General features: G+C 58.0%; 14 protein-coding genes. 11 read left to right on the top strand and 3 right to left on the bottom strand.

Going from position 1 to position 13,370, the window contains the following annotated elements:
* Positions 1–127: 127 nt before the first annotated feature.
* The 3 genes from FLS37_RS05765 (at position 128) to FLS37_RS17110 (ending at position 2,129) form a co-directional block, all read left to right on the top strand.
* Positions 128–994 (top strand): MBL fold metallo-hydrolase, encoded by an 867-nt coding sequence (locus FLS37_RS05765; RefSeq protein WP_157315002.1) that lies wholly within the window; start codon positions 128–130, stop codon positions 992–994.
* Positions 988–1,692 carry a DsbA family protein gene (locus FLS37_RS05760; RefSeq protein ID WP_157315001.1) on the top strand — a complete coding sequence of 235 codons (705 nt, stop codon included), beginning with the start codon at positions 988–990 and terminating at the stop codon, positions 1,690–1,692. The genes FLS37_RS05765 and FLS37_RS05760 overlap by 7 nt, the downstream gene beginning before the upstream one ends.
* 161 nt (positions 1,693–1,853) lie before the next feature.
* Positions 1,854–2,129 (top strand): CPCC family cysteine-rich protein, encoded by a 276-nt coding sequence (locus FLS37_RS17110; RefSeq protein WP_198314503.1) that lies wholly within the window; start codon positions 1,854–1,856, stop codon positions 2,127–2,129.
* 151 nt (positions 2,130–2,280) lie between these two features.
* On the opposite strand, the gene FLS37_RS05750 is transcribed toward FLS37_RS17110, so the two are convergent.
* The gene (locus FLS37_RS05750; RefSeq protein ID WP_157314999.1) at positions 2,281–2,844 is read right to left on the bottom strand and encodes a hypothetical protein; all 564 of its coding nucleotides are present in this window, start codon (positions 2,842–2,844) and stop codon (positions 2,281–2,283) included.
* On the bottom strand, positions 2,828–5,530 hold the full coding sequence (locus tag FLS37_RS05745) for a carbohydrate-binding protein (protein ID WP_198314502.1): 2,703 nt from the start codon (positions 5,528–5,530) through the stop codon (positions 2,828–2,830). The genes FLS37_RS05750 and FLS37_RS05745 overlap by 17 nt, the downstream gene beginning before the upstream one ends.
* A 239-nt stretch (positions 5,531–5,769) precedes the next feature.
* On the opposite strand from FLS37_RS05745, the gene FLS37_RS05740 reads away from it, so the two are divergent.
* Both FLS37_RS05740 and FLS37_RS05735 read left to right on the top strand, forming a co-directional pair.
* Complete coding sequence (locus FLS37_RS05740) at positions 5,770–6,942, top strand: AAA family ATPase (protein WP_157314997.1); 1,173 nt, start codon at positions 5,770–5,772, stop codon at positions 6,940–6,942.
* Between the two features lie 124 nt (positions 6,943–7,066).
* Complete coding sequence (locus FLS37_RS05735; RefSeq protein WP_157314996.1) at positions 7,067–7,801, top strand: EAL domain-containing protein; 735 nt, start codon at positions 7,067–7,069, stop codon at positions 7,799–7,801.
* 54 nt (positions 7,802–7,855) lie between these two features.
* Here the strand turns inward: FLS37_RS05735 and FLS37_RS05730 are convergent, their stop codons facing one another.
* A complete protein-coding gene (locus tag FLS37_RS05730) occupies positions 7,856–8,527 on the bottom strand; it encodes a hypothetical protein (RefSeq protein WP_157314995.1) in 672 nt (223 codons plus the stop codon).
* 159 nt (positions 8,528–8,686) lie between these two features.
* On the opposite strand from FLS37_RS05730, the gene FLS37_RS05725 reads away from it, so the two are divergent.
* From FLS37_RS05725 to FLS37_RS05700, 6 genes are all read left to right on the top strand, one after another.
* Positions 8,687–9,238: a glycine zipper 2TM domain-containing protein gene (locus FLS37_RS05725; protein WP_157314994.1), complete on the top strand. Its 552-nt coding sequence runs from the start codon at positions 8,687–8,689 to the stop codon at positions 9,236–9,238.
* A gap of 97 nt (positions 9,239–9,335) precedes the next feature.
* Entirely contained in the window at positions 9,336–9,575 is a 240-nt protein-coding gene (locus FLS37_RS05720) for a PepSY domain-containing protein (RefSeq protein ID WP_157314993.1), read from the top strand.
* Between the two features lie 18 nt (positions 9,576–9,593).
* The gene (locus FLS37_RS05715; protein WP_157314992.1) at positions 9,594–10,286 is read left to right on the top strand and encodes a response regulator transcription factor; all 693 of its coding nucleotides are present in this window, start codon (positions 9,594–9,596) and stop codon (positions 10,284–10,286) included.
* The gene (locus FLS37_RS05710) at positions 10,283–11,623 is read left to right on the top strand and encodes an ATP-binding protein (RefSeq protein WP_157314991.1); all 1,341 of its coding nucleotides are present in this window, start codon (positions 10,283–10,285) and stop codon (positions 11,621–11,623) included. The genes FLS37_RS05715 and FLS37_RS05710 overlap by 4 nt, the downstream gene beginning before the upstream one ends.
* Before the next feature lie 39 nt (positions 11,624–11,662).
* Positions 11,663–12,004 carry an FKBP-type peptidyl-prolyl cis-trans isomerase gene (locus tag FLS37_RS05705; protein ID WP_157314990.1) on the top strand — a complete coding sequence of 114 codons (342 nt, stop codon included), beginning with the start codon at positions 11,663–11,665 and terminating at the stop codon, positions 12,002–12,004.
* A 222-nt stretch (positions 12,005–12,226) separates the two neighbouring features.
* Positions 12,227–13,204 (top strand): sulfite exporter TauE/SafE family protein, encoded by a 978-nt coding sequence (locus FLS37_RS05700; protein ID WP_157314989.1) that lies wholly within the window; start codon positions 12,227–12,229, stop codon positions 13,202–13,204.
* The last annotated feature ends 166 nt before the right edge of the window (positions 13,205–13,370 follow it).

The following is a 13,370-nucleotide window of genomic DNA, read 5'->3' as shown; positions in this document are numbered from 1 at the left end:
TCGAATATTGCAACAATAATGCGCAGTTTAGCGTATTTATCTGCGCGATTGTTGCAACTACACTGGCGTCAGTTTCAATTCACCACGGTAGCCCAGATGAGGCACCAACCAATTTAGGAGCAAAACCATGATCCGCACTACTCTACTCGCCGCTTCTTTCGCCTTGGCTTTTGGCGCTGCCCACGCCGAAACCGCCCCGTTGCAAATCAAGGTACTTAACGCCGATGGCGCGAGCTTTCACGTTAATTCAACGCTGGTTTATGGCGACAAAGAGGCAATGGTGATCGACGCCGGTTTTACCCGCGCCGACGCGCTGCGCATTGCGGCCAATGTGCTCGATAGCGGCAAAGAGCTCAAAACGATTTTCGTGAGCCAGGCCGACCCGGATTACTATTTCGGCGTGGAAACCTTGAAAGAGTTCTTCCCCAACGCCCAAGTGCTGGCAACTCCAGCCGTATTGGAAAAAATTAAAGCCACAGTGGCGGCTAAAGTCGAATACTGGGGGCCACAAATGGGCGTCAATGGGCCGATAACGCCAGTTTTGCCGCAGGCATTGGCAGGCAATCGTTTGAGCGTCGATGGGCAAAAAGTAGAAATCCGTGGCACCAGCGGCGTGTTGGCGCATCGCCCGTATGTGTGGATACCCGCAATCAAAACGATTGCCGGTAATGTCGGCGTACTCAATGGCTTGCACGTCTGGACTGCCGATACGCAAACCGCAGCCGAGCGTAAAGCCTGGGTGGCGCAGCTCGATGAAATGGCCGCGCTGAAACCTGCCGTCGTTGTACCGGGCCATATGCAAGCGGGTGCACAAATGGATGTCAGCGCAATTGATTACACCAAGGCTTACTTGCAGACATTTGAGCAAAATCTGGTCAAGGCTAAAACCGGCGCAGAGCTGATCGAGAGTATGAAAGCGGCCTATCCGCAAGCAGGCTTGGGCATTGCGCTCGATATCGGCGCCAAAGTGAATAAAGGTGAAATGAAATGGTAAGCGCGAACAATCAGACCAAGCTGCATTATGTGTTCGACCCATTGTGTGGCTGGTGCTACGCCGCCGCACCGTTGATCCACGCGGCAGCGCAGCTGCAAGGCTTGGCGGTGGTGCTGCATCCGGGCGGCATGATGAGCGGGGCCAACCGCCAAACGGTGAGCCCGGCGCTGCGCAACTATGTGATGCCGCACGATCAGCGCATCGCCGAGCTAACGGGCCAACCATTTGGTGACGCCTACTTTAATGGCCTGCTGCTCGATACCAATGCGGTGTTCGATTCAACGCCGCCTACGCTGGCGATCCTGGCCGCGCAGGCTTTGGGCTTTGATGGCTTGGCGATGCTGGGCAAAATTCAGCACGCGCACTATGCGCAAGGTCTGCGCATTAGCGATGGCACGGTATTGCAGCAATTGGCCAGCGAGCTGGGGATGGATAGCGCAAGTTTTCTGGCGCAGCTCGATGTGCAGGCGCAACAAATCGAACAGCGCTTTGCTATAACGCGCAAGCTGATGCAACAGCACGGCCTGCGCGGCTTCCCATCGCTACTGCTGGAGCATGATGGGCAGCTACAGCACATCGACATCTCGCCATTTCTGGGCCAAGCCGATGCCTTTGTACAATCCCTGCAAGCGCACGGCATTACAGCGCAAACAGGCGGGACAGATGCACTATGCACGCTGCAGGGGTGTGGGATTTAATAAAACGCCGGTTTGAACCGGCGTTTCAACAACATAATCAGTTGCCCTGTTGATTGAATTGTTCGGAAATGTAGCTTGGTTTAGGGGGAATCATGAATCTTTGCCGCTACGCTATATGCTGGCCAAAGTTGGGGGTATGACTCAGGCGATGGAACATTCATGTGAGGGCTTCAATCTTGGAAAGACAGTGCGATTGCTGCGATTATTTTTCGGTTGAAGCCAATGCCGATTATGAAATTTGCCCCATATGTGGCTGGGAGCAGGAAAGCTGGGGTGCAGATGATCTAGATATAGAGTCTGGCGCAAATCATGAACTGACCTTACGAGAAGCCCGCCTATTTTTTCAACTGCACGGCTATCCCTGTGCTGAGCTGGCACATTGTGTAGATCCATCCTTGGATCGCAAGCAATTTCGCTTTTTAGCGCGAGATTTGTAAATGATCTTCACCCTGCCATCACCTCAATGACCGCGCTGCGCATGAATTGATGATCGCTAGGCCGCAAAAGAAATCATCTTCATTTGATTCATAAGTAAAAAAGCCAATGACTTCCGTCATTGGCTTTTTTGTTGCGTTGACTGAAACCGATTCAGCGGCAGTTTTTGGCGCGGGTGTTCCAGTAGGCGATGTCGAATTGGGTTTCGCTATCGCTGGTTTCTGCGGCGGGCACACGGACGTCGAGCAGGCGCAGGCATTCGCGCCAGCCGTTTTTTACGCCCAGATCGCCATCAGCGGGCAGCGTTTGCAGTTGGCCTTGCCCGTTGGATAGCTGCACGTGCTCGGCTTGCCAGACCAGCTGGCGGCCGGCTGCCAGCGTTGCGCCGCCAGTCAGATTGCTGGCCAGCAGCCAGCTTTGCGCGCCCTGCGTGAGTGTCAGCCAGCTTTGCGGGCCAGCTGGGTGGGCGCGGCGCTCGAAGTGCAGCTGCGCCGGCTGGCGTGGCAGGCGCGGTGTGGCGCCCAGACCGCGAATCTGCACACGCTGGCCTTGCAGCGTGAAGCTGACGGTGTCGTCGGCCTGCGCTTTGAGGCGCACCTTGCCGCTCAGGCTTTGCCCAACCGGCAGGCTGCTTTCCAGCTGCAGCGGTGCGGCCTGCAGCGACGTTGCAGCCAGGGCGACGAAGGCCAATAGCGCGGGTTTAATCAAATTTGGCATAGGGAGAAGCCTTTCTTAATTCGTGGAAAAACTCGGGACGCGGTGGTTTTTCTTCCGAGTGCTCGAATTGATCGTGCATAAAGGCACGCGATTTTTTCGCCTGCTTGCGCTCCGGATTGATGCTGCGCAGCATGGCAGCGCCAGCGCTGCCCTGGCTGGTGCGCGCAAAGCGCAGGCTGATATTGCCCCAGTCATCATAGTCCTGCAGATAGCCCAGCACACCGTCACCATTCACATCCAGCGCGTAGGCGCTGCTGTTCAGGGCTTTGCTGTTATTCCAGTCGGCGTACACGCCGCTATCGGCACCACGGCCAATGCTGGCCGCTTCCAGCAGGCTGTTCTCATTCAGGCGCTCGCTACTGCCGTCGGAGTAGTCGATGCGGAAAGTGCTGCTACACGCGCTGCCTTCCAGAGTGCAAGTTGACAGACTGTTGTAGCCTTTGTCCAGATAGTAGCGCTGCACCGGGCCAATGCTGGTGGCACGATCACCCAGACCTTGCAGCTGGTACAGGTAGTTCATGATGCTGTAGTAGTTGGGCTTGTCATTGGTGTTTTCAAAGCCGCCATGACGCAGGCCAAGATTGTGCCCCAGCTCGTGCATGATGGTGCCCGCCTGATAATTGATCAGGCGATAGCGGTTGCTGGCGGTATTGCTATTCAAGCCCCATTTGCCCAGCGACACAATAAAGTCATTGCCGCCGATTTCCGCCACGCCGGACGAGCCTGAGCTACCGTCGGCATTGCGGCTGCTGGCCATCAGCAGGTAATGGAACACCTGCCGGCGACGTAAATCCATGCTGGCCGCTTTGTAATCGGCCAATCGGCTGCAGCCGCTTGGCGGGTTCAGATCGGTACATGCGGCAAAAGCCACCATTTTGCCGCCGCCCAGATTGAAGTTGGCAGGGCTAAAGCTGGCTGCGTACATACTGCCGACGTCAAACAGAATGTCGATATTACGGCGGGCAAAAGCGTCGACCACGGCTTGCAGCGCTTCGCGTTGCGGCTTGACGCCTTCATCGGTGGTTTGCATGGTATCGACATGGATTAGCAAAGTCGGACGCCCCGCACGTGCGCCCATGCTGTATAAATCCAAGCCCGCATAGGTGCCGCCCGGCACTTTGGCGCTGCTCGGGATGCCGTCGCCATCTTCATCGGTGACGCCGCTCGGTACATCATTACGCCCGCCGGGGGTTGAGAAAGCCACATTCTGCCAATCTGCAGCAGTATTGCTCTCTGCGCTTTGTAAATAAGGGCGTACCAGCGCATACCCATAGCTGGTACTCAGGGCTGGGGCATTGCTGCCACTCCACTGCCCGGCGCTCAATGGCTGATCGCTACTGCTGCCAAAGCGGACAAAATCAACGGTCTGGCCGTTGCGCACCAGCTCGATTGCGCCGCTGGCGCTGGTCCAGCGCGGATAATTGCTGGTTTGCCCCAGATAGACAATCTGGCTGGTATTGGTCAGCCCGGTGGCGTTATTGCGCGCAGCAACCGCCAGCAGCCCTTCGGCGGGCAATGTGATCGCGCCCAGCGGGTATTCGCTGACTACACCGGCGTTATTGCGGATACGCAGTTTGACGTCAGACAGATTGACGCTGCTGGCGCTGCCATTGCGGATCTCGAACCAGCTGCCGCTGCCATTCGGGTCGCTGGCGATTTCATTAATCACCAGGCCGAGTGATGGCGCTGCGCTGGCTTGCGGTGTGGCGCTTGGCGTCGGCGTTACTGCTGGTGTTGCGGTTGGAGTCGCTGTCGGAGTCAGAGTCGGCGCAGCGGTCATTGTCGGCGTAGCCGTTGGTTTGCTCGTTGGCGTGGCGCTCGGGATGGCCGTTGGGATAGCAGTTGGTGCAGGGGTATTGCTCACCGGTGTTGCTGTTGCCGGGCTTGCGCCACATACCCCCAGATCAAGCCAGGGTTTGCCCGAGCCGGTGTTGGTATCGGGCGGATTGCCTTGCGTCCACCACTGCGCCTGATAATTGCGGCCGTTATAAGTCACTTTGTCGCCGCCCACATACGCCTTGCTGCTGATCCACACGGCAAAGCAGCTGCTGGCGGGTGCGGCGGTCGGGGCTGCTGTTGCTGCCATGGTTGGGACTGCAGTCGGAATTGCAGTCGGTGCCGGACTCATCGTCGGTGCGCTGGTCGGTGTCGCGCTAGGTTTTACCGTTGGTACCAGAGTAGGTGTAGGAGTTGATACCGAGGTCGGCACGGGGGTATTGCTCGCTGGTGTTGCTGTAGCTGCGCTGCCGTCACATACCCCCAGGTCTTTCCAGACACCCCATTCGCCAGTCGCGCCGGGCGTGTCGCCCTTGGTCCACCATTTGGCTTCATAGGTACGCCCGTTGTAGCTCACCTGATTGCCCGTGGTATACGTGGCGCTGCTTGCCCAGCTGGCCGGGCAGGCAGTAGTGCCCGCCGAGCTACCTGTACCGGACGTGCTGCTCACGCTGCCAGCGCCGGATTTCACCTGCGCCCACAATGAAGGCGCCTGCTGCGGGTTCCAGCCTGCGCCCATCAGTGCTTCGTGCTTGACCCGCGCCTGATAGCGCAACCCCTGATAGCTGACTTCTTCGCCAGCCTGGTATTGGCGGCCTTCCTGCCATGGCTGAGCCGCCCAGAGCGTGCTGCTGAACAAGGCCATGCACAGCAGGCCGCCGGTGTGCAAACGTAGTGTATTTTTGCGCATATCGTCTCCATTATTTTTTTTATGCGCGGCCATGCTACTACAGAAATGACGCTTGAATTTCGCAGCACCGATAATTGGTGACTATCTGTATGAATCACGTCATAGCTTTCTTGTAAATTACTATTTGCTAATAATCTGGCAATTTCCTGCTCAGCAAATCGTGGTTTTTCTGCCAAGCAAAAGTACGGCAGATCGCTTATGCTGGGCAGCTGTTTGACTGCACCTGAAGCGGATTTTGCATGCTCAATACCGTTGCCATCGCCAACTATCGCTCCTTGCGCGAGCTGATTATTCCGCTGGGCCAGATCAATGTGATTACCGGGGCCAATGGCTCGGGCAAATCCAGTCTGTACCGCGCCTTGCGCCTGCTGGCCGAGAGCGCGCAAGGGCGGCTGGTGGCCAGCCTCGCGCAGGAAGGCGGCTTTTCGTCCACCCTGTGGGCCGGGCCGGAAACGATTAGCCGCGCCATGCAGCGGGGCGATGTCCCAATTCAGGGCACCACCCGGCAAGACGTGATTGCGCTCAAGCTGGGCTTTGCCGCCGATGATTTTGGCTACGCGATTGATCTGGGCCTGCCAACACCCGATTCGACGTCCATGTTTGGCGGCGACCCGCACATCAAGCGCGAATCCATCTGGGCTGGGCCCATTTTGCGCGAGTCGGCCTTGCTGGCCGAGCGTGATCGCAGCCTGTGCAAGGTGCGCGCTGGCAACAATGGCCGCGATTGGCAAATCCTCAGCCGCCATGTGCCGGCCTACGACAGCCTGTTTAGCCATTGCGCTGACCCGTTGCGCGCGCCCGAAGTATTGGCGCTGCGCGAGCGCATGCGCGCCTGGCGCTTTTACGATCATTTGCGCAGCGACGCACAGGCTCCGGCGCGGCAGGCACAAATCGGTACTTACACGCCCATTCTGGCGCACGATGGCGCTGATCTGGCCGCCGCATTGCAAACCATCCGCGAGCTGGGTCGGGGCGACGAGCTGGATGCGGCCATTGCCGATGCCTTCCCTGGCGCACGCGTCGAGATCATCGTTGAACATTCACGATTTAGCGTACAAATGTGGCAATCCGGCCTGCTACGCCCGCTGGCTGCGCCCGAGTTGTCCGATGGCACGCTGCGCTATTTATTGCTCGTCGCCGCACTGCTCAGCCCGCGCCCACCCGAATTACTGGTCCTGAACGAGCCGGAAACCAGCCTGCACCCCGATCTGCTGCCCGCACTGGCCAGGCTGATTGGCGCAGCCGCGCAGCACAGCCAGATCATTGTGGTGAGCCACGCGGCGCGGCTGGTCACCGCGCTGGGCCGCTTGCGCGAAGCGCAGGTGTTGCCACTGGAAAAAACGCTGGGCGCAACGCAGCTGCTCGACCAGACACCGCTGGAGCGCCCGGCCTGGCACTGGCCAAGCCGCTAGCGACGACGGCCAGCTGCGCTAGGTTTGATATTGATCACAGGCATGCCGCCCGAGCAGGAAAAACAGTAGGGAGACTGGCGCTTCATTGTTACAATAACGAGAACTATTCTCAATATAAAAGCCAATGAGTCATTTATCTGCCAGCCTCTTGCTGGATGTGCTGGGGCGGCAACGCTTCGGGGTGGAATACCAGCCCCTGATCAAGCCCGCCACCGGCGAAGTGGTCGCCTACGAGGCGCTGGCCCGCTTTTACGATCAGTCCGGCCAGACTTTGCGCACCGATCATGTGTTTCACGCCTTGCACGACAGCCCGCTCACACTGTTTCAGGTGGAATACCAGATGAAACAGCTACAGATAGAGCAGGCCCCGGCCGGGACGCTGTTTCTGAATCTGGATCCCGATGCCTACACCGTCGCCGAAACGCCAGCGCAAGCCAATCCCCTGCTCGATCTGATCGGTCAGCGTGCCGATGTGGTGCTGGAAATCATTGAAAACAGCGATTTGTCCGATGCGCGGCAAAGCGCGCGGATGGCCGATGCATTCTCGCAACGGCAAATCCGGCTGGCGCTGGACGATATTGGCGCGCCGCATTCCATGCTATCGCTACCGCTGCTGATTCAAGTCGATTGCCTGAAATTTGACCGCAGCTGGTTTGCGCAGCTCGATTGCCCGCTCTACCACGCCGCGCTGGTCAGCCTGATTGCCTACGCCCGCGAGACCGGCAAACAGACCGTGATGGAAGGGGTTGAAAATGAGGCCCAGCTGGCAAAGGCGCGCGCGCTGGGCGTTGATCTGGTGCAGGGTTTTCTGTATCGGCCGCTCTTTCAATCAGCAGGCTGCACAAGCCTGGACAGATAGTCGACAAATCAATCTGGCCTGCAAGGGTATAGCCTTGCAGGCCAGTACCAGCAATTATTTGCTGGCAATACCCTTGCTAGTTTTCTCGATTAGCTGATTAACTTCGGCCGGACGATAAAGCGCTTCGCCGGGGCTGGCCAAGGTTTTGAGCTGGCCATCACGAATCAGGCCCACTTCCAGCTTGCGGTTTTCGGCGTCGATCAATAACCACGCGCTATTGCCTGCTTGCGGCTTATTGCCCAGCACATACAGTACGCGATCAAATTGCAGCGAGCCGGGAGCACTCATCTGGCTCAGGAACCAGGTCAGATCACTGCCGAGCAGGCGTTTAAGCTCGGGCATAATCGGGCTCACTTCGGTCAGCAGGCCAATATCATTAGGGAAACGGCCTTTGTACTGCACCAGCTGCAGCCAGTCGCCATCGGCCTTGAGCACCTGCTGCACCAGCTGGACAGTCTGGGATTTGGCCGCGCTGGCCAGCTGGCTGGCGTCCAGCCCCAGCGGCTGCAAGACTTCATTGGCTTCGTTGGCCACCTGATCAATCACGCCATCAGTTTGGCGTTTGACTTCCTCACCCACAATGCCCGCTACCGACGAGGCCACATTCTGCCCCAGTTGTGAGGCCTGATCGCACGCGCTCAGCGTGCCAGCCAGCAAAATGGCGGGCAAAAGCAGCCCGAATTGACGGCGTTTTGGCGGGTTTATGGCCTGGCTTTCATGCTTCATGATTGATCGCTCCAGAAAAAGGTTTTGTCTATAGATCATGCCCTGCGCCCGAAGTTCCGGCGCAGAATTGTCATTGCTGTACGTCGGTTCAGCTTTGATTCAGCCAGCAAGGCGCATGCTGCAGGCATCAACTCAAGCAAGGCCACAGGAGTACACATCATGCGTCAATTGACTCTTACCGTATTGGGACTCACCTTGTTGACCGGCAGCGCCTGGGCTGGACATCAGGACTGGGATTACGGCGGCAAAAATGCCCGCGCCCAGCGCGATACCGCCATTATCCGCAGCGTGACACCGCAGTACGAGCAGGTATCGCGCCCGCGGCAGGAATGCTATTCGGAATGGGTGAACGATAACGCGCCAAACAATGGCGCGTATCCAGTGACTGGCACGGTGATTGGCGGCGTTGCCGGTGGCATTCTGGGGCATCAGGTGGGCAAAGGCAGTGGCCGTGATGTCGCCACCGTAGCGGGCACATTGATTGGCGCCATGGTCGGCAACCATCTGGCCAATGCCAATCAACCGCCAGCCGAGCGCGTTCAGCGCGAAGTACAGCGCTGCCGGCAGGTCAATGATTACACGCAACAAGTGCGCGATTATCGGGTAGATTACGAATATCGTTCGCGGATTTATTCAACCACCACGCAGCGCTACCCCGGCAAACCGGGCGAGCGGATTCCGGTGCGGGTTAGCGTCGAGCTGGATGACTAAGCCCTGTTGATGCAGCAATCCGCCCCTTGTGAGCGGGTTCGTACTCCTGCCGCAGTGCTTGCAGGTACAATAAAGGCAGCTGAAAAGGAAAATTGAAATGAAATCACTGATCAAAGTCATGATTGTCGCGCTGTGCATCGCTTCAGGCTCAGCCTACGCCGCCGTTAGCCGTGACGATGCTGCAGCATTGGCACAGAAAAAAACCAATGGCGGCAAAGTGCTGAATGTTGAAAAATTTGTCGATGGTGACAAATCGGTCTGGCGCGTCAAAGTGCTCACCAGCGGCGGCGATGTGCGCGCGGTGTTTGTTGACGAAGCCAGCGGCGCAGTGCGCTAAACCGGCCAGCGCCAGCCGATGCGTTTACTGCTGATCGAAGACGAAGCAGCGCTGCGCGAGCCATTGGCGCGGCAACTGGTGGCCGAGGGCTATCGCGTCGATACCGCTTGCGACGGTGCCGATGGCTTGTATCAGGCCTGCGAATATCCGTTTGATTTGCTGATCGTCGATCTGGGGCTGCCCAAGCTCAACGGCGTCGAGCTGATCAAGCGCGTTCGCGCTGCCGGGCATGATCTGCCCATTCTGATTCTGACCGCACGCGCCAACTGGCAGGACAAAGTGGCCGGTCTGGAAGCCGGTGCCGACGATTACCTGACCAAACCGTTTGAATATCCCGAGCTGGCTGCGCGCGTGATGGCGCTCTTGCGCCGTGCGATCAAGGCCCAACCCGACGGGCTTGATCTGGGCCCGTTACGGATTGATCTGACCCGACAGGAAGTGCGGCGACAGGATGTAAACGGTGCCAGCGGCGTGATCGAGCTAACCGCCTACGAATACCGCCTGCTTGAATACCTGCTGCAACAGCGCCCGAATGTGGTCAGCAAGCAGGCGCTGAGCGATTATCTTTATCCGCATGACGACGACCGCGACAGCAATGTGATCGAAGTGCTGATCGGCCGCATCCGGCGCAAACTCGACCCCGATGGCCAGCTGGGGCTAATCGAAACCCTGCGTGGCCGTGGTTATCGGCTGAATGTGAATCCCGAATGAACTGGTCTATCCGCACCCGCCTGCATCTCGGCGCCAGCCTGGTGATGCTGACTTTTTTCTGTCTGGCCGGAGTGGCAGTGCAAAACGTCTACTCCGAGCATCTGCGCCAAAGCCATTACGCCCGACTGCAAAGCACGGTGTATATGCTGATTGCGATTACCGAGCTGGGCACACAAGGGCAGCTGCAATTGCCCGCTGGCATTGGCGAGCCGCAGCTGGCAGTGCCCTCTTCCGGCCTGTATGCCCAGATTGATAATCCAGAGCGGCAAGAACGCTGGCAGTCTCCATCGTCCATCCAGATTGGCGCGTTTCCTGCGCCAGCGCTGAGCACCGGGCAATGGCAGCAGCAAGAGATCACGCACCAGGGGCAGCAATATCTATCGACCGCATATCAAGTGCGCTGGGTGATTGGTAGGGAGGGCGCGGAGCAAAAAGCGCAAACGCTGCGTTTTATCGTCCTTGAAGACACGCAGCGCTTTTCCGCCCAGCTGGGGCGTTTTCAGACCGCGCTTTGGGGCTGGCTGGGCGCAGCGGCGCTGTGTCTGTTACTCGCACAAGCCTTGCTGCTGCGCTGGGGTTTGCTGCCACTGCAAAAGCTCGAACGCGAGCTGGCCGCCATTGAGCAGGGCGAACAAACTCAGGTAGCAGGCAGCTACCCGCGCGAAATTGCCCCGCTGGCCGCGCGCCTGAACCGACTGGTCGAGCAGGAACACGCCCGCCAGCAGCGCTACCGTGAAGCGCTGGGCGATTTGGCGCACAGCCTGAAAACCCCGCTGGCCATCCTGCGCGCCGACGTCAACGACGAGGAATTGCGCAGCCATGTTAAAGAGCAAGTCAGCCGCATGGATCATATTGTCCAGCACCAGCTTAGCCGCGCTGCGCTGCGTGGCGAAGCCACGCTGGCCGCGCCGCTCTCGCTCAAACCCGTGGCCGAACGGCTGATTGCCACCATGCAGAAAGTTCACGCCGCACGCCAGCTGCAATTTACGCTGGTCTGCGCCGACGAGCTGCAATGGCCGCTGGATGAGGGCGACGCCTTTGAAATTATCGGCAATGTGCTTGATAACGCAGGCAAATGGGCCAGAACCGAAGTGCAGCTACAGCTGAGCGCCAGCCGCAGCGAGCTGAAAATCAGCGTGGCCGACGATGGCGCCGGTTTTGTCGACACCACGGCACCGCTGCAACGCGGCATTCGTCTGGACGAGCGTGTAGCAGGCCACGGCATTGGCTTGTCGGTGGTGGCCGACATTGTGCAAGCCTATCAGGGGCGCATCGAGCTGGGGCGTAGCGCGCTGGGCGGCGCCAGCGTGACGCTGCTGCTGCCCGATCCGCGTTAAAATCGGCGCTGCACTTCAATCCTGAATAGAACACCGGCCATGAACACAGAACTGATTATTGAAGACCTCATTATTGGCGACGGAAAAGCCGCCGTCCGCGGCGCGCTGATTACCACGCATTACACCGGCACGCTGGAAGACGGCACCGTATTTGATTCATCCATCGCCAAGGGCAAGCCTTTCCAGTGCGTCATCGGCACCGGCCGCGTGATCAAGGGCTGGGATCAGGGGATTATGGGCATGAAAGTTGGCGGCAAACGCAAGCTCTTCGTTCCCGCTCATCTGGCCTATGGCGAGCGCCAGATCGGTGCCCACATCAAGCCCAACTCCAATTTGCTATTTGAAATCGAATTACTCGAAGTATTAACGCGGGACGATTGATTGCTGGGCTTATTAAGTAGTTACGCATAACGAATCGGAAAGCGTAGGAGTTGGGCTTGCCCGCGAATAGCAAGGCTGCGCGGGCAAGCCCGCCCCTACGACATTCGAATCTGTTCTAATTGATTACTTAGCTCAATTTGGAATATGGAATTAAGCAAATAGACTATATAAAACTAAATATCTCGCCCTATACTCGCGCTCAAATCAATCCGAGAGCGCAGTATGAAAATCCGTCACCCTGATCTAAGCGATAGCCCCGAAAATCTGGAACATCAGGCTATTGGCCTGCCGCCGCTGGATACCGCCATTGGTAGCGAGCGCAAGCTGTGGCAGCGCAAGCGCTATCTGGGCTTGGCCTTGCTGGTGTTGATCACTGCGATTGGCTTTTATCTGCAAAATATCGAGCTGCCCGCCGAGCAGCGCATTTTAAGCGGCATTGAAAAAGTGCTGTATTCACCGGCTTTCTGGTCGGCGGTGGCGGTGGGCTTTGCCGCGCAGGCGATTGATGGCGCACTGGGCATGGCGTATGGCATCAGCTCGAATACTTTTCTGATCGGCGTGGGCGCGAGCCCTGCGTCGGCTTCGGCGGCGGTGCATGTGGCCGAGGTGTTTACCACCGGCTTTTCCGGCCTGTCGCATCTGAAATTTGGCAATATTGATAAAGCACTGTTCAAGCGGCTGGTGATCCCCGGCGTGATTGGTGGCGTGACCGGCGCATTTATCCTGACCAGTATTGATGGCAAGCTGATCAAACCGTATATCGCCGCGTATTTACTGCTGATGGGCTTATATATCCTGCGCAAAGCTTGGCTGGCGACGCACCCGAAACCCCATTCCAACGAGATCAAACACGTGCGGCCACTGGCTTTGCTCGGCGGTTTTGTCGATGCCGTGGGTGGCGGCGGCTGGGGCCCGGTGGTAACTTCAACGCTGGTGGGCCGTGGCAATGATCCGCGCAAGACCATAGGCTCGGTGAATGCGGCCGAATTCTTTATTGCGTTTTCAACGGCGGGCGCGTTTTTGCTGTGGGCGCAAATGGAGCACTGGGTACTGGTGGCCGGGCTGATTGTCGGCGGCCTGTTTGCCGCGCCTTTCGCCGCCTGGCTGTGCCACAAGCTCAATGCCCGCACCCTGCTCTGGCTGGTAGGCAGCCTGATCAGCGCCTTGAGTGTTTACAATCTGGTTCAGTCTCTGGCATAAATTGCTCATGTATGAAAATTGACCATCCTCCGGCAAGAGAACAGGAGTATTGCTCTGCAGGGCTTTCTAGAAAAGATCTGTAGAGCAATACCCATGATGGTCAGTCATCTCAATATTGCGAATTTCTGTAAGGCGCATTGAGCGCAGCCAATTGCACCAATGCTCG

Origin of the sequence: Chitinibacter sp. GC72, from assembly GCF_009760905.1 — a bacterium.
Lineage (GTDB): Bacteria > Pseudomonadota > Gammaproteobacteria > Burkholderiales > Chitinibacteraceae > Chitinibacter.
This window is presented reverse-complemented; position numbering and strand designations above follow the sequence as displayed.